Origin of the sequence: Alkalibacterium putridalgicola, assembly GCF_900109825.1 — a bacterium.
GTDB lineage: Bacteria > Bacillota > Bacilli > Lactobacillales > Carnobacteriaceae_A > Alkalibacterium > Alkalibacterium putridalgicola.
Map to the genome: position 1 here is coordinate 183,259 of NZ_FOBL01000001.1, position 19,190 is coordinate 202,448.

Consider the following 19,190-nt stretch of genomic DNA (forward strand, 5'->3'; position numbering starts at 1 on the left):
ATAAATTACTACAGACAAGGACGAGTGCTCGCGGTACCACCTTGTTTGTAATAACTTATTCAGTCAGCCATTACCTCTTGAGACTTGTTAACGCCAAGTAACGTTATACTTTCGTATAAATGATCCAAAGGTAGCACTGAAGTCTGTGATATTCTTTCACCAGCGGAATATCTCTCTTTAGTAAAGCTTCAGCATGTCCTTCTGTGAATGTTAAAAGTATAGCGCAGATCGGTCCATTAGTCAATATTCTCCGGACAGTTTACTACTAAAAAGCCAATGATTAAAGCATACAAGTCTTTACACTTCATCTGTCCAATCTGTTTCATGCGCAGGAAAATATTTATGCATCGAAAATCCGCGTCCCAGCACTTCACTGGCCGGCATGGCAACGACAAAGGCATCAGGATCGGCTTTTATGACTGCCTCTTTCAGGAGCGTGAATTCTCTTTCCTGTATAACAGCCATCAGCATATCTTTGTCTGTATTGCCATATCCTCCGCGTATCCCAAGATTCGTGACTCCACGTTCCATGGTATGCAGGATTTCCTGTCTGATGTCTTCTGGATTGTCTGAGATGATGAAGACATTTTTATTTCTATTGAAGCCAAGCTGGACCATGTCGATCGTTCTGGAAACGATGTACAAGGCTATCAGTGAAAACATCACTGTTTCGACATCAAAGACCAGCAAGGCTATAAGGATGACAACACCGTCCACCATTATAGTGCTAAGTCCCAGCTGGAGGTGGAGGTACTGATATAAAATTTGTACTATGATACTCGTTCCGCCAGTCGACGATTTTGCCCGAAAAACGATACCGAGACCTAAACCGGTAATACCGCCGCCAAACAAAGCTGCCAGAAGCGGCTCTCTAGTGATAGGATCCCAATCTCCAATGAACATCAGGAAAAAGGGAATCAGCAGGCTGCCCAGGATCGTTTTATATCCCGCTTCTTTCCCCAGCAGTAAAAAGCACAGGATCAGTAGAGGAATATTAAGTGCATACTGGAACATCGCCGGATCCCAGCCGAACGTGGCATTCGCTGCAATGGATAAGCCGGAAACACCACCTGAGACTATATTATTAGGTAATAAAAACACCTGAAAAGACACAGCCGCTAAAAATGATCCGAAAATGATATAGACATAGTCCACCGCGCTTAATGTATATTTTTTTGCTACTCGTAACATTTAATATCCTCCTTTTAAATCGCTATTAGTCAACTCGAAACATTCTAACACTTTAAGTGTCACAATGACAAGGACAAGTTCTGTTTCTGTGTATTTACTAAGATTATCTTTCTTTTCTATATATTTCACGTATACTATGGTTATAAAACAAGAATTGGTGATTACGTGAAGAATAAACATTTGATTTTTATCGTGAACGAATTTTCCAGAAACGGGAAAAAAACAACGCACCAGATCCGACAGGTCATGCAGCGTTCTAATAGTACCTACGAAATACATATCACCCAATACCCCAAGCATGCCACTGTACTCGCTGAACATTTAGCAGACAAGGTAGAAAATGACACGTTGATCGTTGCTGTGGGAGGCGATGGCACGTTAAATGAAGCTGTGCAGGGATTGCTGAATGTTGACGCTCCTATTCCTTTGGCCTATATAGCTACGGGATCCGGCAACGATTTTGCCCGGTCGCTTGGACTGCCATTAACGATCGAAGCCTCAGTTAAAAATATACTCGATACCGATTCCCCTACCTATCTGGATGTACTGATCGGTACATCGGACTATTCAAATATTGTTGCTGTAAACAGCATAGGCTTTGGACTGGATGGCATGGTTATCAATAAAATAGACAAGACGAAAAACAAGCAGACCATCGGAAAGTTCTCTTATCTCGCTTCCGTTCTCTCTGCCTATTTTTCCCAGAAAGCCTTCCCGCTGAAGCTGGTGACTGATAAACAGAATTATATTTATGGTGAATCCCTACTTATCGTATGTACAAATAACAAATTTTTTGGAGGAGGCATTCCTATTCATCCGGAGGCTGTTGCAACTGACGGCATGATCGATTTGGTTATTGCTGAAAAAGTGAGCTTTAAAGAGCTTCTCAGTATTCTTTTTTCGATCCTGACAACTCAGAGTCATCTGAAGCATCCCAAGCTGCATAGTCATCGAGTTGCTTCCTGCAGCTTCACGCTGTACACTCCCCAGTATGGTCAGCGTGACGGCGAGCTTATAGAGAAAAACATACAAAACATGTCGGTCCGAACAGTCAAACGGCCATTCTGGATATAAAACGCAAGAAGCGATCTCAGTTTATGAGGTCGCTTCTTTAAGGTTTGATACCTTCCATGCCGATCATCGGATCCACTGCATCAGTTTCAACATCTGAAGGCGTCAGGACATAGTCGGCTCTTGACTGAGGTGTTTCTATTTTCTTTCTCTTGATTTCCAGAACCGGGTTCTCTTCTTTTGAACTGGTACTGATCCGACTGGCTAATGAGGTCAGCCGTTCCGTTGTATTTTCAGAAACGCTCTTCAGAAATGCATTCTGTTCTCCGCATAAAAGCAATGTCTGACTGGCACGTGTGATGGCAGTATAAATGATATCCTTTTTGAGCATACGGCCATACCCGTATACGATAGGCAGAATGACCATCGGATATTCACTGCCTTGAGACTTATGGATAGAGCAGCAGTATGAGAGTGTGATTTTATTCCACTCATTTCTCAGATAGTTGACTTCATTACCGTCAAAATCTATGACCAGTTCTTCCACATTGTTTTCTGATTCTTTCTTTGAGACGATCCCGGTAATGATTCCCATATCTCCGTTGAAAACATTGCGCTCGGGCTCATTGATGAGCTGCAGAACTTTATCTCCTATACGGTAGTTTTTATCCATGAATTCGACTTCTTTGGTTTTTTCTTTTTTAGGATTGAAAAGATCCTGAAGATTTTTATTCAGCCGATCGATCCCGGCACTGCCTTTGTATATCGGGGCCAGCACCTGGATATCCTGAGCTGTGTACCCTTTTTCGATCGCTTTTGAAACTAATAATGACACGATATCGACGACCTGATTCGTCCCGCACGGAAAGAAATTCCGGTCATTTTTCTTTGAAGTGAAATCATCGGGTATATCGCCTCTTTTAATTTCATGGGCCAGCGAGACGATCGATGAGCCGTCATTCTGGCGATAGATCTCAGTGAGTTCTTTTTTCTCGATTTCTTCACTCGCAATCAAATCTCTGAGGACCTGACCTGGCCCCACTGAAGGCAGCTGGTCTTTATCTCCGACCATGATGACTTTCATATTATCTGGGACAGCTTTCAAGAGCTGATAAGCTAACCAGGTGTCGACCATCGACATCTCATCAATGATCAGGAGGGAACCTTTCAGCATCCGATCAGATTCCTGAAGCGGATCATCATCGGAACCCGTCAAGCCAAGAAGTCGATGAATGGTGCTTGATGGCAGTCCGGTCGTTTCTTTCATTCGTTTAGCTGCACGTCCAGTCGGTGCAGCCAGCAGGACAGGGAAAGAGTCATTGGGATAGTCTGCCGGATCCAGGCTGATATCTTCCAGTTCAGCATAAATGGATACGATGACTTCAAGGACCGTCGTCTTCCCTGTTCCAGGCCCTCCGGTCAGCAGGAATACCGGTGACGTTAAAGCTTTTTTTATCGCTTCTTTCTGAGACGATCCGAAAGAAATACCCCGACGCTTTTCAAACTGCTTTATTTTTTTGTTTATGGCAGCTTCTTTTACAGTTTCTTTTTCAGCATTTATCTTCAACCGCTCTAGCGCATTGGCTATCCCCCACTCTGAAGCATACAGTGAAGGCAGGTAAAAGGCATCTTCCTCCTGGATGATGCTTTGAGAATCGACTAGTTCAATAATATTCTCAGCAATCAGATCCGGATCTATGATAAATGGCCGGCTTTTTTCCAGTACAGCGATGCTGTTATTCAATAAAAATTCTGCTTCTACATAAGTATCGCCGGATTTCATGGTCTGTTCTTCAAGCGTATAAACGATGCCTGCTTTCACTCGTTCAGGTGCATCACCAACGATCCCGATCTCCTCAGCTACTGCATCCGCCCGGCTGAAACCGATACCCTCGATTTCTTCGATCAGCCGGTATGGATTTGACTGAATGACAGAGAGTGTGTCCCCTTCGAAGCGCTGATATATCTTGTAAGCCAGTTTATTGGATATCCCGTAATTATTTAAGGCTATGATGACTTTCTGCATCCCCTGTTCTTTGTCCAGAACAGAAAGGATCATTTCTTTTTTTGATTCATTCAATCCAGGGATGCTGTCCAGCACCTTTTCATCATCAAGGATCATATCAATACAGTTCAGACCTAAAGTATCCACTATTTTTTCAGCAGACTTCTTTCCGATTCCTCTAAAGCGTGGACTGGAAAGATAGGTTACGATTGCTTCTTCAGTAGAGGGTTTTTCTTTGATATATTTTGAAGACTGAAACTGTAGTCCGTATTTCGGATGATCCGTCCACTTTCCAAAGAACTTGTAACTGTCCCCTTCTTGGATCTGACCAAAGTTACCTGTGACCACAGTCTGTGTCTCATCTACTTTTGTGTTCGTTGAATCGATCTTGACAAGCATCACTTTATAATAATTAGAAGGACTGGAGAAATATACCGCGGCTATTTCACCACTGATATACTCTTCTGAACCCATTTCGTTTGAAAAATCAAGCTGCTGCATGAGACGTCCTCCTTCCTTGAATAGTTTATCTAATACTCGTTCATTAATCTAGAGGTTTTTACCAGAAACTTTATTTTCTTCTCTGAATTTAGAGGGTGAAACAGACTTTAATTCCTTGAAATTACGGTTGAACGTGCGCAGTGTCTTATACCCGCATTTTTGAGAAATATCACTTATCGTCTCTTCCGTATTGAGCAGGAGATAAGTTGCCTGAGTTAAACGGTATCTGTTTATATAGGTCGTGAATGTCAGGTTCGTGTAAGTGTAAAACAGTTTTGAGACATAGGCATAATCATATTGGATGGCTTTTGTGACATCTTTTAATGTACAGTCATCCTGATAGTGATTGTCGATATAAATAAGGACGTTCTGGATGATCTTCCGTTTTGAGGATACTTTTATTTCTTCAAAAGATGTCGAACGGATCAGTGTATCACAATACCCATATAAGACTGCTTTCTGTGCATAAATAGAGGACAGTGCCTGTTTTTCCGGTATCTCTGTCACTGCAAAGCGGTTATCTTCTGGTACAGAACTTTTGTAAGATGAAAAAAAATGTCCAATCAGTTCTGGTGAAAAAATAAGTACTCTACAGACAGAATATTCTGGTGTAGACAGTTTATGCAGCTGATTAGGAAAAATGAATACAGCCTCCCCCTCTTTAAGGTGATAGTCTCTTTCTTCAACAGCAATGACCATTTCACCTTTCTCTACAATAATGATTTCATATGCCCGATGAAAATGAAGTGGAAAATTCAAATCTTTCAATGAAGAATAGGTGAACTGTTCTTCTCCTTCCATACCATACTGCTCGAATAAGTACATGCGTACCGCTCCTTTTATCACTAATATTGTCTATCAGTATACTACATCTGAAACAGAAAGGACATTCATTTTGAAGGGTTCATCCAGAAAGTAAAAAAAGAGCTGTCTGATCAACAGAGCAGCTCTTTTATCATCATCTCACTTAAATGTATTGCAGTAATTCAGTTTCCTTGTAGGCACGGTCTATCGTTCCGCCGCCCAGACATTCGTCTCCATCATAAAAGACGATAGCCTGACCGGGAGTGATTGCACGAGCCGGTTCATCGAATTCTACTACTGCTGCATCTTCTTCTTTATTATAGTGAACAGTTACATCGACGTCTTTTTGTCTGTATCTGAATTTAGCAGAGCATCTGAACGTTTCAGGATACTCTTTACCAATTGTAAAGGAGAAGTCACTAGCTTCCAGATGCGTCGCATAAAGGTGGGGATGAGTGAATCCCTGGCCGACGATCAGTTCATTCTTTTCCAGATTTTTCCCAATAACAAACCACGGTTCATTGGACTGACCTGTTCCACCTATACCCAGACCTTTTCTTTGTCCAATAGTATAGTACATCAGCCCGTCATGACGTCCCATGACTTCGCCTGCTTCGGTCACCATGTTACCTGGCTGAGCAGGAAGATAATTCATCAAAAATTCTTTAAAGTCTTTTTCTCCGATAAAACAGATGCCTGTTGAATCTTTCTTCTTGGCTGTGGCCAGTCCAGCTTCTTCAGCTATCTTTCTGACTTCACTTTTATCCATATCCCCCAGCGGGAACATGACTTTAGACAGCTGGTCCTGCGACAGCTGATTGAGGAAATAAGTCTGGTCTTTATTGTTATCTACACCGCGCAGCATGTGCGTCGTTCCGTCTTCATCTCTGCTGACTCTGGCATAATGGCCTGTAGCGACATACTCTGCCCCTAAGCTCATCGCATAGTCGAGAAAAGCCTTGAATTTTATTTCCTTGTTGCACATGACATCCGGATTTGGGGTACGTCCTTTTTTATATTCATCCAGAAAATACTGGAAGACTTTGTCCCAATACTCCTTCTCGAAATTGATCGAATAATAAGGGATGCCTATTTTATTGGCTACGAGAGCGACGTCCTTATAATCTTCTGTAGCGGTACAGAAACCATTTTCGTCTGTATCGTCCCAGTTTTTCATAAAAACGCCAATAACGTCATACCCTTGCTCTTTAAGCAGTAAAGCTGTAACGGATGAATCGACTCCACCGCTCATGCCTACGACCACTCTTGTACCTGCATTTGACATTTTTTCACCATCATTTCTGTAAAGATTCTGTACTTGCACGAATTGAAGGTTCGTATGTTTCCAGTCTGTACTATTATACTGTCTATCATGAATAAATCAAGGGATAGCGGGGATTATTAAAAGAAAAGACACACAATTGGATTGTGTGTCTTTTCTCTGGAGCAGGTTTTTAGGTTGAAAGAGGGTTTTAAACCTTTTTAAGAACATTGGCGTTGACAAGCGATTCAATGATCCCTTCGGCAAATTTCCTTTCCTCTTCCAGCTGATTGGATTTGTATAGGTCGACTTTCTTCAACCCGTTCGAGGTCACAGCAGACAGTTTCAGCTCATTGATCTCCTTGGAAATAACCAGTTTCAGTTTAGGGACTTTCTTGTCCTGACTATGCAGAGAAAGGACACGCTCATATTGAAACGAACCGTTTTTACTTTCCAGGAACCCGTTGTCTCTAAGCGTGTACCGTTTTGCATCCTCATGTACAGCATAATGATCCTCACTGCCTAATAAATGATCTGTCTTGTATGTTGCCATTCATTTATTCCTCCTTTAAAGTTCTACTGTCTTTATTATACATCAACTTCCCTTTAAAAAAGTACAGGCGTCCTGAATTTTTTCAACTGTTTTTATAATAGCTTCTTCTGTAACGCCCTGACCAAAACTCACTCTAACCGTTTCTTCCACTGCTGGGTGGTTTTTATTGTACAGGGCGATCAGAACATGACTGGGATCAACATTCCCTGCTGAACAGGCGGAACCTGTCGATACAGCGATGCGCGCTAAATCAAGATGAATAAGCAGCTTATCTGCCGGTACACCTTTTAAATGGACACTGAGAATATGCGGCAGGCTTTGAGCCATTGTTCCGTTCACCGCAAAGTCGACGCCGGTTTCTTCCAGTTTATTTACAAACAGCTTTTTAAAATAACTGTAAGACTCTCTCAGATCTTTTTTATTTGCCATCCTTAATTCCACTGCTTGTTTAAATCCCGCTATGGCAGGAATATTTTCAGTTCCTGCTCTTTTATTGTTTTCCTGTTCGCCGCCCATGATGAGACGGGGAATCGACAGATCTTCCTTTATATACAGAAAACCTATGCCTTTTGGCCCATTGATCTTATGTGCCGAAACTGAAAGCAGATCGATTTTCGCATCTCTGACGTCGATGTCTTCTGTTCCATACGCCTGGACAGCATCTGTATGAAAGACGATGTCAGGAGCTGTTTCTTTCAGATACTGCCCTATTCCTCGTATGGGCATCAAACTGCCGATCTCATTATTGCCGTACATGATCGAAACGAGGATAGTGTCGTCCCGCAAAGCTTCTTCGACCTGCAGGGCGGTCACCTCCCCATCTTCATTAACAGGAAGATAAGTGACAGCAAATCCTGTTTCCTCTAGATACTGCATGGGCTTTAGGACAGCCGGATGTTCGACCGCCGTCGTTATGATGTGCTTCCCTTTGTACTTAAGCTTTTCCGCAGTCTTCAATACAGCCATGTTATCACTTTCAGTCCCGCCGCTGGTAATGACGATTTCCTGCGCCTTGGCTCCTATGCTTTCTGCAAACGTTCGACGGGCTTCTTCTACCAGTCCCCTGCTTTCGCGTCCGATCTGATGGATACTTGAGGCATTGCCAAAGTTTCTTTTCATCGCCTCTGTCATGACATCTATCACTTCAGGATGCATCGGTGTTGTCGCTGCGTGATCTAAATAGACTGTTTCGTTCATGATCTGTCCTTTCTAAATTAAGAGAGTTCGATGTTGGGATATAACATATCCAGTACTTTTCTTGATAATCGTCTGCCTTTTCCTTTTTGTACATAAGCATGCATATTCATTGCCGGATTGAAGTTGGCTTCGATGACCGTATAGCCTTTATTTTCTTCTGTACTTGATACATGGATATCCGGCACGATCAGATCCAGACCAGTCACTTTAACGTCTAATGCACGAGCAATCTCTTCTGCAATCGTTTTGTAGCTTTCATGCATATCGTCGGTCACGTCGATCGAATCGCCGCCCGTAGAAATATTTGAGTTTTCACGGAGATACACTTTTTCATTTTTGGCTATCACACTGTTGAAAGCATACCCTTGTTCTTTCAGCATCAGTGCCTCTATCTCGCCCATTTTGATCTTTGCCAGCGGAGCACGGTGATTCTCTCCTCTGTAAGGATGCGTATTTTTCATTCCGATCAGCTCTCTGACTGTATGTTCACCGTCACCCGTGACATTAGCCGGTTCTCGGAGCAAAACGGCTTCTACCTTTCCATCCAGAACAAAGAAACGGTATTCTGTCCCCTCGATATATTCTTCTATGAGGATGCTATCATCTTTTGTAAAGGCAAAGTTCAGTGCTTCTTCATAATCGGCTCTTTCAGGTGTCTGTTTAAAAATCGTGATGCCTACACCGTAGTTGGTCGATTTAGGTTTGATGACGATGGCTCTGTCTTTAGCAATGACATAATAGTCTTTAGCTTCCTCCAGTGAAGAAAACTCTTCTCCTTCAGGAACAGCAAAATCATTGTCTTTGAGTAACTTCTTTGTCACGGTTTTATTTGCCATGATCCAGTGAGAAATATACGTATCTCTTGAAGTCATGTTGCCGTTTCTGACGTATTCTTTATCGCCTTTATAATTAAAGTCCAGGAACTGGTCCTGTTCATCCAGTACCGTGGTTTTCACACCGAGCTGCAGAGCATCGAACAAAAGCAGCTGTGTGCTCATTTCCAGTGTTTCAAATCCATTCAAAAGGAAAGGCTTCTCCAGAGACAGCTGTTTGTATCTTTTTCCCAGCTCGATACCATATTCAATAAACGAGTCTCTGCTTTTCTGTTCCTCGACGATCCGAGCGGACAGCGTCTCTTTTGGATGATGAAACAGATGGATCGCTTTGTCTATCACAGCTGTATAGTCATCACTCAGATCCAGTTCCATACTGGTCTCCTTCATACGTTTCAATAATGCAAGACCTTCTTCTTTATACTGCGAAGGTTCAAAGGGATGTTCAAGCGCAGTGGCTGCGTTCTTAGCTATACCTACCTTGATATCCTCATCTGTGTTGTCTTCATCCATCCATACCATCGTCAGCAGATAGACATGAACAAATAGAGACTGCTCATAAGAAAATCCAAGCGGATCGAGCGGGTTCAGGTCGAATGACCGGAATTCAACGTAGCGTGTGCCGTTATTGACTAACTGGCAGACGTTTTTTCCGGCGCCCCGTAAACGCGATGAACCGTAATATTCTCTTTCTTCATATAAAGTATTGTTTTGTACTAACTCTTCGATATCACGAATATAATTCTCTATGGATTCATAAGAAACATTATCGCTGAACGTGTTGTGATAGCCGTACTGGCTGTTTCTAAGACTTCTTACAGGACCGATAGTCTCACTGTCCAAAAGCGAAGGATGACTTGTGGGAGATGCTCCGAACAGGTAAGTCAGGACCCACTGATACCTTAAATAATTTCGCGACATCTTCAGGTACAAGTCATTGCACCACTCATCGACATTTTCTTCTGACTGAACATGACTGTTGATTTTCTCCAGAAACTCAGGGGTAAAAGAGAAATTATAATGGACACCGCTGATCATCTGTTTTTTTCTGCCATATTTTTCAGCCAGTTTTTCACGATACCGGATTTCTCTGTAATCATCCACTTTGATCAGAGGAATATCCTCTTCTTCCGGCAGGATATTAGCCATGCTGAATGGCCAGACAAATTCATCTTCATCGATCGTGCGGTTGACGACATCATGCAAAGCCTTCAGCCATTGATACTGCTGCTTTAAAGTGTCCAGAGCCGGCGTAACTAATTCAAGCTGCGCCTCACTGAAGTCTGTCTGGACATAAGGATGATGATTACGGCTACCGAATCCGGCCGGATGATCTGTTTGAGCGAGATGTCCTGATTCATCGGTTCTTAGCCCTTCCTTCTCTATACCGAAGGATCCTTTTACAAAATAAGGTTCAAGCTGATTGTTCTGTATTATTTTCTTTAGATTCATTTTATACTTCCTCTTAATATAATATGCTGTTGATATCAATTTATATCATATCACAAAAGGTCTCATCCAACATAAAAAATTAGTCTTTTCCATAGCAAACATTCGTTCACTTTCATTCCATTGTTCAAGAAAGAATGCTATACTTGTATCACCTGAAATTACGCGTTTCATTAAGGAGAATCACATTGAACAAACCATTAGCCTACCGCATGCGGCCAAAAACCATTGACAACATCGTAGGACAGACGCACCTCGTGGGAGAAGGAAAGATCATATGGCGGATGGTAAAAGCCAAACAGCTTTCCTCCATGATTTTATATGGTCCTCCCGGTATCGGAAAAACGAGCATAGCAAGCGCCATAGCGGGATCCACTCAATATGCCTTTCGCATGCTGAACGCAGCGACTGACAAGAAAAAAGATCTGGAGATCGTTGTGGAAGAAGCAAAAATGAGCGGGACGGTCGTCCTCCTCCTCGACGAGGTACATCGTCTGGATAAACCGAAACAGGATTTTCTGCTCCCGCACCTTGAAAACGGACGGATCGTCCTGATCGGAGCCACAACAGAAAACCCATATATATCCATCCATCCTGCGATCAGAAGTCGGGCACAGATCTTTGAACTGAAACCTCTTACTGAGGACCATATCATATCCGCTTTAGATAGAGCCTTGGCTGACAAAGAGAACGGTCTCGGTACTTATCCTATCACTATCGAAGGAAATGTATTAGACTACTTTGCCCGGGCGACCCAAGGCGATTTGCGTAGTGCGTTGAATGCACTGGAACTGGCTGTAAAATCAACTGAACCAGACGGCGACGGATCCATCACCATCACTAAAGAAACCGCAGAAGAGTGTCTTCAAAGAAAGGCATTGAGTCACGATAAAGATGGCGACGCCCACTATAATGCCATCTCAGCCTTCCAGAAATCGATTCGCGGCAGTGATGTTCACGCTGCGCTTCACTACCTTGCCCGTTTGATCGAGGCCGGGGAGTTGAAAGTCATTATAAGACGTTTGATCGTTACCGCTTATGAAGATATCGGATTAGCCAATCCGGCCGGCGTTGCCCGCGTGGTCACAGCGGCAGAAGCTGCTGAAAAAATCGGATTTCCCGAAGCACGTATTCCTTTAGCCAATGCCGTTATCGAAATGTGTCTATCCCCTAAATCAAACAGTGCCATTTCTGCAATAGATGCTGCTTTGAACGATGTCAGAAATGGTTTATCTGGAGATGTCCCCGACCATCTGAAAGACACCCATTACTCAGGCGCTGAAAAGTTGGGAAGCGGGGTCGGCTACAAGTATCCCCACAGCCACGACGATCATTGGATAAAACAGCAGTATCTCCCTGACAGCATCAAAAACAAAACGTACTATTCTCCTGCAGCAACGTCTAAATTTGAAAATGCCCTGAATAGTCAATTATCTAAATTCAATAATAAATAATTTTTATAACCAGGTACTCAGGATTGACTAAATATACCCTCTGTGCTAATATAAAGATAAGAATTCTGAGGTGTACGCGATGCCTACAAACTGTGTTGACCGAACATTTTATTCAAACATTGGGATTCTAAAGGAAGGATTGCTGACACGCCTTATCACTTGGAAGTCAAATATTTTTCTGGTGAAGCCCACCTGCCAATAGCGGGTTCAACCTAACATGGCATTCAACCGGCACCATCGGATTTCTTATACTTAGTCATATTCAGAGCCAGGACTTAATGTCCTGGCTCTTTTTTTCCTTTTATTAGGTAAATAAATTCTTTTTTAGTATAATGAAGGTAAGAATAAAGGAAGGGTTGTGTTGACACATGTTACAAGAGTATAAGAAAATTTTAGTTGCGATAGATGGTTCTTCACAGGCAGAGAAAGCTTTCAAGAAAGCTGTTGAAGTTGCCAAGAGAAACGATGCAGTTCTGGTTCTTGCTCACGTCATCGACACACGGGCTTATCAGTCATTCAGTACATTTGACGGTTCGATCGCTGATAACGCACGTGAAGAAGCTAAAAACACCCTGAATGACTATAAGGCATATGCTGAAAAAGAGGGGCTCTCTAAGGTCAAAACAGTGTTAGAGTATGGTTCTCCGAAAATAATGATCGCTAAACAGATCCCGGAAGCCGAAAATATCGATCTCATCATGCTAGGTGCTACCGGTTTGAATGCTGTTGAACGTATATTTGTCGGTTCTGTTTCTGAATACGTTATCCGTCAGGCTCAATGTGATGTCCTGATCGTCCGTACAGACTTAAACAATGAATTTACTGAAGAATAAATAAAGACTAAAAAAACGTCTCTTTTCCGTTTTGGAAAAGAGACGTTTTTGTATTTTAGATTTGTTTACTTGCTTAATTTTTCTACATCGCGGGCAATCATGACTTCTTCATCAGTTGGGATGAGAAGTACTTTCACTTTAGAATCATCTGTGGAAATAATGCGTTGTTTACCACGTACGTTATTTTTTTCTTTATCGATTTCAGCACCGAAATATGAGATCCCATTGATGATATTCTCACGTGTTTCCGGTCCGTTTTCACCGATGCCTGCAGTAAAGACGATAGCATCGACGCCATTCATGGTTGCCACATATGAACCAATATATTTTTTGACTCTATCTTCAAATATACGCAGAGCCAACGCTGCACGTTCATTAGTTTCTTCAGCATCTTCCAGATCTCTCATATCACTTGAAATACCGGAAAGGCCTTTTAATCCAGATTCGTTATTTAGAATATAAATCATGTCCTCGATTGATTCAATACCTTCTTTTTCCATTAAGAATGGCAGTAATGATGCATCGATATCTCCTGAACGTGTACCCATCGTGACACCTGCTAATGGTGTGAATCCCATAGATGTATCTACTGATTTACCACCATCGACAGCAGTAATGGAAGCACCGTTACCTAAATGACACGTAATGATTTTAAGGTCCTCGATCGGTTTTTCCAGCATGTCGGCTGCCTGCTGGGCAACATATTTATGACTTGTACCATGAGCACCGTATTTACGAGCATTATGTTTCTCATAGTACTCTAAAGGAATACTGTACAGATAGTTTACTTTAGGCATGGTCTGATGGAATGACGTATCGAATACTGCGACACTAGTGATATCAGGTAAAATTTTTCGGAAAGCTTTGATTCCTGTCGCGTTGGCAGGATTGTGCAATGGTGCAAATTCAGATAAACTTTCGATTTGTTCAACCACTTCATCTGTAACTAAAGCAGAGTCCTTGAATATTTCACCACCCGCAACGACACGGTGACCAACACCCGTGATTTCATTAAAGTCTTTAATAATGCCTAGTTCGATCAACTGTTCCAATAGCATTTCAACGGCTACTTCATGATCGGCAATATCGACGACCTGCTTGTACTTTTCTCCATCGTTATATTTGATGGTGAAAATAGAATCATTCAAGCCGATACGTTCAACGACACCAGATGCCAGTTCTTCTTCCTGAGGCATTGTAAATAATTTCCATTTCAAACTCGAACTTCCTGCATTGATTGCAATAGTTTTTGACATAATGTTCGCTCCCTTTTTTATATTTGCTGCTCTTTTTTCCATTTTTTTATACTTAAAATGAACTCATTGAATACATGCTGATTTTTAATGTTAGGTACGTCAGATACAAGGACTTCATCTACCTGTTTACTGTCTTCACCTTTTTTCTGAACAATGAACAGTGACTTTCTGGACTTGACCGAACTGAACCATTCCAGCGGCATATGGATGATAGCCTGAACATGACCGACAGAATGAACAAATTTCAGCAGGCTTTTCACTTCTTCTGATTCAAATACATTCGTCGGCAATAGATAAAATGCATACCCACTCTCTTTTAAATACTTAAATCCCTGTTCTATGAGTAAGTAGTGACTGTAGGAATAACCCTCTTCAAAACGTGTCTGGAATTCCCCATTTTTAATATCTTTCGGATAATATCCCACAGGCAGGTCAGAGACCATGATGTCTACAGGATCCAGTAACAACGGCTGCAGTGCATCCTGATGCATTAATTGAACAGGTATAGCAAGTAATGCTGAAATCGTTGACGCCAGCGATATAAGGAGTTCATCATTGTCTACACCTGTTAATTTCATCTGTTCATTTTGTGAAAAGAGTGTTGTAAACAGTGTATAGATCAAGTTGCCACTTCCAACAGACAAATCTGCAAGATGGAGGGGTTCATCTGTTTCAAAGAAAAGATCTATGAAATAGGATATGATGACTCCGATGCCATCCGGGGTCGGCTGATGATTCACTTGCAGCTGATCCTCTTTCACTATACTGATCAGCATCATCTGGATAGCTTTTTTCTTTTCCTCCAGTGATAACCCTTCGATCGATATAGAATCATACAACTCTCTTAACTTATCTCTTGTTTCTGCGTGTGGAAGACCATCTTCAACATGCACCTTTCCTTTATCCAGGATATTTTCACCGGATTCAATAAAGGCTTCCATAAACGTCGAATCCAGATCTTCTTTGAGAAGACGTGTCGATTCTAGTAATACAGTATAAAACTTCTCTACTTTGGATGTATCCACTGCAACGATCCTTTCATGTTCATTCCTTACCCTTAAATTAAGATAGTGAATAAAAATCCCATAGTACTCTACTTTTATTTTAACTTATTCGTTTGTCATGTACAAGATTTAAGCTAAACATATGTAAGCTCTGAATCACATTATGACAGGGTGTCAGTTTTTATGATAGAAAAAAAGGAACCAAAATCGATTAGATTTATGATTCCAATTTATATGATAATTAGTTTGCTACAGGATAAACAGAAACTTGCTTTTTGTTTTTTCCTTTACGTTCAAAGCGAACAACACCATCAATTTTAGCGAATAAAGTGTCGTCTCCACCTCGACCCACGTTTTCACCTGGGTAGATCTTAGTTCCACGTTGGCGGAATAAAATAGATCCTCCAGAGACAACTTGTCCATCTCCACGTTTAGCTCCTAAACGTTTTGATTGTGAATCACGGCCGTTGGTTGTTGAACCGCCACCTTTTTTATGAGCGAAAAATTGTAGATTCATTTTCAACATATTCAATGCACCTCCATTATTTCCCTTTTAGGGAATTAATTTTCACATACTCACTGTATTCTTCTTCTATACTTTTTAAAGACAGATGAAGGCTTTTCATGAGTATCTGGCCTGTTTCCATTTGTTTTTGAGAAATACCAGCAGGAATAGTAAATTCCAGATAGCCGCCAGAATCTTCAGCAGAAACGACCTCTACGGGTATTTCAGCTATCTCTGACAGACTATTGACTGTTCCGATACTTAAGGCTGAAACGGCAGCACAGACAACATCATAACCGTACGGGCCAGCTTCAGCATGTCCAGACATTTCGACTGACATAAAATTTGAACCTTTACGGCGAAATTGAATATCTATCATTTCAGTCTCACTTTCTCAATGATTAGTTTGATTTGATTGATGTGATAGAAACTTTTGTATAAGGCTGACGATGTCCCTTTTTATTATGGGAATCTTTTCTGCGACGGTATTTGTAAGTCGTTACTTTTTTAGCACGACCTTGTTTCTCGATCTTACCTTCTACAGACGCGCCTTCGATGAAGGGATTACCTACTACAGTATTATCTCCTCCAACAAACAAAACTTCGTCAAAAGTAACTGAATCACCAGCTTCTCCGTCTAATTTTTCTACGAAGATATCTTGGCCTTCTTCAACTTTAAACTGTTTTCCACCTGTTTTGATAATTGCGTACATGTTTGCTGCACCTCCTTTAATTAATGAATAAAACGTTCAGTTTTATTCTTAAGCACTTAGACTCGCCGTTATAAGTAGCAGTCTCCTACTTTTCAGACTTATATACGAGCGGTTGTAGTTGTGGTGCTACACATTTACAACATTACTAGCATACCAAATCACACTGCCATAGTCAATCATTAAATTAATATCCATGACAGCTGATACCCAGTTTCAATTGAGTACACGTTCATTTTAAAAAATTTCGGGAAGAAACGATTCGATCACTGAACTTTTCAGCAAAATTTATATCATGGGTGATCATAATGACTCCGACATCATTCTTGATGATGGACATGAGCAGCTCACCGAACCGGTTGGCAGTCTCCTGATCCAGTGCAGAAGTAGGTTCATCCAGACATAAAATCTGCGGTTCCAGCATAAGCGCCCGTGCTATAGCTACACGCTGCTTCTGTCCCCCTGACAACTCTTTAGGGTATGCTTCCTGTTTGTCAAAGATAGCTAATTTTTTCAGTAATTCTTCAGCTTTTATTTCCGCTTCTTTTTTACTGAGATCCTTATTGAGGACCGGACTGAGTGTGCAGTTTTCTTTAACTGTCAGATTAGGAAATAGCTGAAAATCCTGAAAAACCAGTCCAATTTTTTTGTTTACTTTTTTATCGCTTTCCTGGCTAGTAAATAAAACATCATCGTCAAGTTTGATTTGTCCTTCATCTGGCATATCCAGCTGGTTCAGCAATCGGATAAAAGTCGTCTTGCCTGATCCCGATTCCCCTACTATGGATACGATCTCTCTCTTCCTGACTGTTAATGAGAAATCTTTGATCAAATCGATACCATTCATTTTTTTACCCAGGTTTTCTATGACAAGCATCTCGTTCCCCCCTTTTTATATTTGGTACTGTTTCTCGATTTTATTCAACAGATATGAAATAATGCCGGTGACAATAAGGTAAAGAATACCTACGAATATAAACGGAATCAGCGATGCATAGCGATTAGCTGCTATCTGGCCAGCTCTCAATACTTCTCCTAATCCTAAAATATAAACAAGAGAGGTATCTTTCACCAATGCCAGTACCTCATTTCCTATGCTGGGCAATGTGGTTTTCAAAACCTGTGGAAAGATGACTTTCCGGTACCCTTTAAAGTGGCTGATACCAAGCACTTTCAGTGCTTCAAACTGACCAGTCGGTACACCTACCATGCCACCTCTGAATATCTCTGCGAAATAAGCAGCATAATTCAGGACGAAAGCAAAAACAGCGGCTGGGAACCGGTCAAGTGTCAAGCCGATGTAAGGTAAGCCGAAGAATACAAACATTAACTGAAGCAGCAACGGTGTTCCCCGCATTACATATATATAGAGCGTAATGATACCCTGTAAAAATTTAGGTCCATACACTTTTATAACTGCCACTGCCAACCCAATCGGCAGTGAAAGCACCAGTACTAACCCGAACAACTTCAACGTTAACTCTAAGCCTCCAATGATCGAAGGCAAGGCTGACCATAACATAACTTTCACTCCTATAAATTATTCCTGTTCACTGAACCATTCCTGATAAATATCATCGTACGTTCCATCTTCCATGAGTCTTTCTAAAGATGCATTAAATTCTTCTCTCAATGCATCATCATCCTGCCTGAAGCCTACTGCATATTCTTCTTTGCCAAAATCCTCTTCCAGCACTTTGTAATCCGGTGACGGATTCTGTGACATATAGAATCTTCCCAGCGTTTCATCCACCACAATGGCTTCACTTCGACCGGATATCAGGTCATTGAACACATCATTATTTGATGGGAACTGTATGACTTCGCTATTATCAAATTCACTCATGATATCAGATGGATCGCTCTCAATTGCACTTATGGCACTCGATGACTGCTGGGCAGCAACTTTTTTGCCAGCCAAATCAGATTTAGAATCGATCCCGTTTTCCTCTAAGGTAACGATCAGTTGACTATTCTCCAGATATGGTGTGCCAAAGTCTACTTTTTCAGCACGTTCATCAGTAATCGTATAACCATTCCATATCATATCGATATTACCCGTGTTTAGTTCGGTCTCTTTCATAGCCCAATCGATAGGCTGAAAGCTGATGGAATACCCCAAGTCATCAGCTACGGCCTCTGCCAGGTCGATATCGAAGCCAACCAGATCGCCCTCATCATCTCTGAATCCCATTGGAGCAAAGGTATCATCCAAACCAACCACATAAGCCTTTTCATCTGTACTGCTTTCTGTCTCATTAGTCTGACATCCTGTTAAGACGATTCCAGAAACAATCAATCCCATTAATAGCATTTTTGAATTTTTCATTCGTGTTCCTCCTAGAGTTATTTATACTTTTTTAGTTCTACAGCAAGTGTTCATACAAGACTGCAGTTCCTGTACAAACAAAAAAAACGCCCTTTAATCCTCTTATATAAGAGAATTAAAGGACGATTACATATCGTGGTCCCACCTTTATTCGTGACAATATAAAAAATCGTCACCTCAACACGTTCAAAACGACTAAACGCTGGCACGATAACGGGTGCATCCGATAAGCCTACTCGAGTTCAGCTTTTAGCTTAGAGATGTGTTTTCAAAGTACGCCTATAGTTACTCTCA

At 41.5% G+C, this 19,190-nt stretch carries 18 protein-coding genes, 1 other RNA gene and 2 other annotated features (1 of these 21 running past the window's edge); of the genes, 4 read left to right on the plus strand and 15 right to left on the minus strand.

What is annotated here, in order from left to right; genetic code table 11:
• Nucleotides 1-297: 297 nt before the first annotated feature.
• Nucleotides 298-1,191 carry a YitT family protein gene (locus tag BMX84_RS00860; protein ID WP_091486073.1) on the minus strand — a complete coding sequence of 298 codons (894 nt, stop codon included), beginning with the start codon at nt 1,189-1,191 and terminating at the stop codon, nt 298-300.
• A 165-nt stretch (nt 1,192-1,356) separates the two neighbouring features.
• Here BMX84_RS00860 and BMX84_RS00865 point away from each other — a divergent pair, with 165 nt between their 5' ends.
• The gene (locus BMX84_RS00865; protein ID WP_177165411.1) at nt 1,357-2,265 is read left to right on the plus strand and encodes a diacylglycerol/lipid kinase family protein; all 909 of its coding nucleotides are present in this window, start codon (nt 1,357-1,359) and stop codon (nt 2,263-2,265) included.
• Nucleotides 2,266-2,302: 37 nt separating this feature from the next.
• On the opposite strand, the gene recD2 is transcribed toward BMX84_RS00865, so the two are convergent.
• From recD2 to gshAB, 6 genes are all read right to left on the minus strand, one after another.
• Nucleotides 2,303-4,708, minus strand: a complete 2,406-nt coding sequence (recD2, locus tag BMX84_RS00870; protein ID WP_307723338.1) for an SF1B family DNA helicase RecD2 — start codon at nt 4,706-4,708, stop codon at nt 2,303-2,305.
• A 48-nt stretch (nt 4,709-4,756) separates the two neighbouring features.
• A complete protein-coding gene (locus BMX84_RS00875) occupies nt 4,757-5,533 on the minus strand; it encodes an AraC family transcriptional regulator (protein WP_091486079.1) in 777 nt (258 codons plus the stop codon).
• Between the two features lie 142 nt (nt 5,534-5,675).
• Nucleotides 5,676-6,797 (minus strand): tRNA 2-thiouridine(34) synthase MnmA, encoded by a 1,122-nt coding sequence (gene mnmA / locus BMX84_RS00880; RefSeq protein WP_091486081.1) that lies wholly within the window; start codon nt 6,795-6,797, stop codon nt 5,676-5,678.
• Nucleotides 6,798-6,984: 187 nt separating this feature from the next.
• Nucleotides 6,985-7,326: a hypothetical protein gene (locus BMX84_RS00885; RefSeq protein WP_091486084.1), complete on the minus strand. Its 342-nt coding sequence runs from the start codon at nt 7,324-7,326 to the stop codon at nt 6,985-6,987.
• Between the two features lie 42 nt (nt 7,327-7,368).
• Nucleotides 7,369-8,523 carry a cysteine desulfurase family protein gene (locus BMX84_RS00890; RefSeq protein ID WP_091486085.1) on the minus strand — a complete coding sequence of 385 codons (1,155 nt, stop codon included), beginning with the start codon at nt 8,521-8,523 and terminating at the stop codon, nt 7,369-7,371.
• 17 nt (nt 8,524-8,540) lie between these two features.
• On the minus strand, nt 8,541-10,808 hold the full coding sequence (gshAB, locus tag BMX84_RS00895) for a bifunctional glutamate--cysteine ligase GshA/glutathione synthetase GshB (protein WP_091486088.1): 2,268 nt from the start codon (nt 10,806-10,808) through the stop codon (nt 8,541-8,543).
• A 185-nt stretch (nt 10,809-10,993) separates the two neighbouring features.
• Between gshAB and BMX84_RS00900 the strand changes: the two genes are divergently transcribed.
• The 3 genes from BMX84_RS00900 to BMX84_RS00910 all read left to right on the plus strand — a co-directional run bounded on the left by BMX84_RS00900 (nt 10,994) and on the right by BMX84_RS00910 (nt 13,092).
• Nucleotides 10,994-12,259, plus strand: a complete 1,266-nt coding sequence (locus BMX84_RS00900) for a replication-associated recombination protein A (RefSeq protein WP_091486091.1) — start codon at nt 10,994-10,996, stop codon at nt 12,257-12,259.
• Nucleotides 12,260-12,318: 59 nt separating this feature from the next.
• Nucleotides 12,319-12,507, plus strand: a non-coding RNA gene (gene ssrS / locus BMX84_RS00905) — 6S RNA.
• A gap of 120 nt (nt 12,508-12,627) precedes the next feature.
• Complete coding sequence (locus BMX84_RS00910) at nt 12,628-13,092, plus strand: universal stress protein (RefSeq protein ID WP_091486094.1); 465 nt, start codon at nt 12,628-12,630, stop codon at nt 13,090-13,092.
• 65 nt (nt 13,093-13,157) lie between these two features.
• On the opposite strand, the gene BMX84_RS00915 is transcribed toward BMX84_RS00910, so the two are convergent.
• The 8 genes from BMX84_RS00915 to BMX84_RS12670 form a co-directional block, all read right to left on the minus strand.
• A complete protein-coding gene (locus BMX84_RS00915; RefSeq protein WP_091486096.1) occupies nt 13,158-14,348 on the minus strand; it encodes an acetate/propionate family kinase in 1,191 nt (396 codons plus the stop codon).
• A 17-nt stretch (nt 14,349-14,365) separates the two neighbouring features.
• Complete coding sequence (locus tag BMX84_RS00920; protein WP_091486099.1) at nt 14,366-15,373, minus strand: class I SAM-dependent methyltransferase; 1,008 nt, start codon at nt 15,371-15,373, stop codon at nt 14,366-14,368.
• Between the two features lie 220 nt (nt 15,374-15,593).
• Complete coding sequence (rpmA, locus tag BMX84_RS00925; protein WP_091486102.1) at nt 15,594-15,878, minus strand: 50S ribosomal protein L27; 285 nt, start codon at nt 15,876-15,878, stop codon at nt 15,594-15,596.
• Nucleotides 15,879-15,894: 16 nt separating this feature from the next.
• Entirely contained in the window at nt 15,895-16,236 is a 342-nt protein-coding gene (locus tag BMX84_RS00930; RefSeq protein ID WP_091486103.1) for a ribosomal-processing cysteine protease Prp, read from the minus strand.
• 22 nt (nt 16,237-16,258) lie between these two features.
• Nucleotides 16,259-16,570 (minus strand): 50S ribosomal protein L21, encoded by a 312-nt coding sequence (gene rplU / locus BMX84_RS00935; protein WP_091486106.1) that lies wholly within the window; start codon nt 16,568-16,570, stop codon nt 16,259-16,261.
• A 48-nt stretch (nt 16,571-16,618) separates the two neighbouring features.
• Nucleotides 16,619-16,694 (minus strand) — a sequence feature (ribosomal protein L21 leader region).
• Between the two features lie 105 nt (nt 16,695-16,799).
• Nucleotides 16,800-17,444, minus strand: a complete 645-nt coding sequence (locus tag BMX84_RS00940; protein ID WP_091486109.1) for an amino acid ABC transporter ATP-binding protein — start codon at nt 17,442-17,444, stop codon at nt 16,800-16,802.
• 15 nt (nt 17,445-17,459) lie between these two features.
• Nucleotides 17,460-18,089, minus strand: coding sequence for an amino acid ABC transporter permease (locus tag BMX84_RS12665; protein WP_146880588.1), 630 nt, complete (start codon nt 18,087-18,089; stop codon nt 17,460-17,462).
• An 18-nt stretch (nt 18,090-18,107) separates the two neighbouring features.
• The gene (locus tag BMX84_RS12670) at nt 18,108-18,896 is read right to left on the minus strand and encodes an amino acid ABC transporter substrate-binding protein (RefSeq protein WP_146880586.1); all 789 of its coding nucleotides are present in this window, start codon (nt 18,894-18,896) and stop codon (nt 18,108-18,110) included.
• 115 nt (nt 18,897-19,011) lie between these two features.
• Nucleotides 19,012-19,190, minus strand: a binding site (T-box leader); it runs 58 nt beyond the window's last position.

Excerpts from the sequence above, each read along its gene's own strand:
- BMX84_RS00915 (WP_091486096.1), bottom strand. The coding sequence starts at position 14,348 with ATGTCAAAAACTATTGCAATCAATGCAGGAAGTTCGAGTTTGAAATGG.
- rpmA (WP_091486102.1), bottom strand. The coding sequence starts at position 15,878 with ATGTTGAAAATGAATCTACAATTTTTCGCTCATAAAAAAGGTGGCGGT.
- BMX84_RS00875 (WP_091486079.1), bottom strand. The coding sequence starts at position 5,533 with ATGTACTTATTCGAGCAGTATGGTATGGAAGGAGAAGAACAGTTCACC.
- mnmA (WP_091486081.1), bottom strand. The coding sequence starts at position 6,797 with ATGTCAAATGCAGGTACAAGAGTGGTCGTAGGCATGAGCGGTGGAGTC.
- gshAB (WP_091486088.1), bottom strand. The coding sequence starts at position 10,808 with ATGAATCTAAAGAAAATAATACAGAACAATCAGCTTGAACCTTATTTT.
- BMX84_RS00885 (WP_091486084.1), bottom strand. The coding sequence starts at position 7,326 with ATGGCAACATACAAGACAGATCATTTATTAGGCAGTGAGGATCATTAT.
- rplU (WP_091486106.1), bottom strand. The coding sequence starts at position 16,570 with ATGTACGCAATTATCAAAACAGGTGGAAAACAGTTTAAAGTTGAAGAA.
- BMX84_RS00890 (WP_091486085.1), bottom strand. The coding sequence starts at position 8,523 with ATGAACGAAACAGTCTATTTAGATCACGCAGCGACAACACCGATGCAT.
- BMX84_RS00910 (WP_091486094.1), top strand. The coding sequence starts at position 12,628 with ATGTTACAAGAGTATAAGAAAATTTTAGTTGCGATAGATGGTTCTTCA.
- BMX84_RS00930 (WP_091486103.1), bottom strand. The coding sequence starts at position 16,236 with ATGATAGATATTCAATTTCGCCGTAAAGGTTCAAATTTTATGTCAGTC.
- recD2 (WP_307723338.1), bottom strand. The coding sequence starts at position 4,708 with ATGCAGCAGCTTGATTTTTCAAACGAAATGGGTTCAGAAGAGTATATC.
- BMX84_RS00860 (WP_091486073.1), bottom strand. The coding sequence starts at position 1,191 with ATGTTACGAGTAGCAAAAAAATATACATTAAGCGCGGTGGACTATGTC.
- BMX84_RS12665 (WP_146880588.1), bottom strand. The coding sequence starts at position 18,089 with ATGTTATGGTCAGCCTTGCCTTCGATCATTGGAGGCTTAGAGTTAACG.
- BMX84_RS00940 (WP_091486109.1), bottom strand. The coding sequence starts at position 17,444 with ATGCTTGTCATAGAAAACCTGGGTAAAAAAATGAATGGTATCGATTTG.
- BMX84_RS12670 (WP_146880586.1), bottom strand. The coding sequence starts at position 18,896 with ATGAAAAATTCAAAAATGCTATTAATGGGATTGATTGTTTCTGGAATC.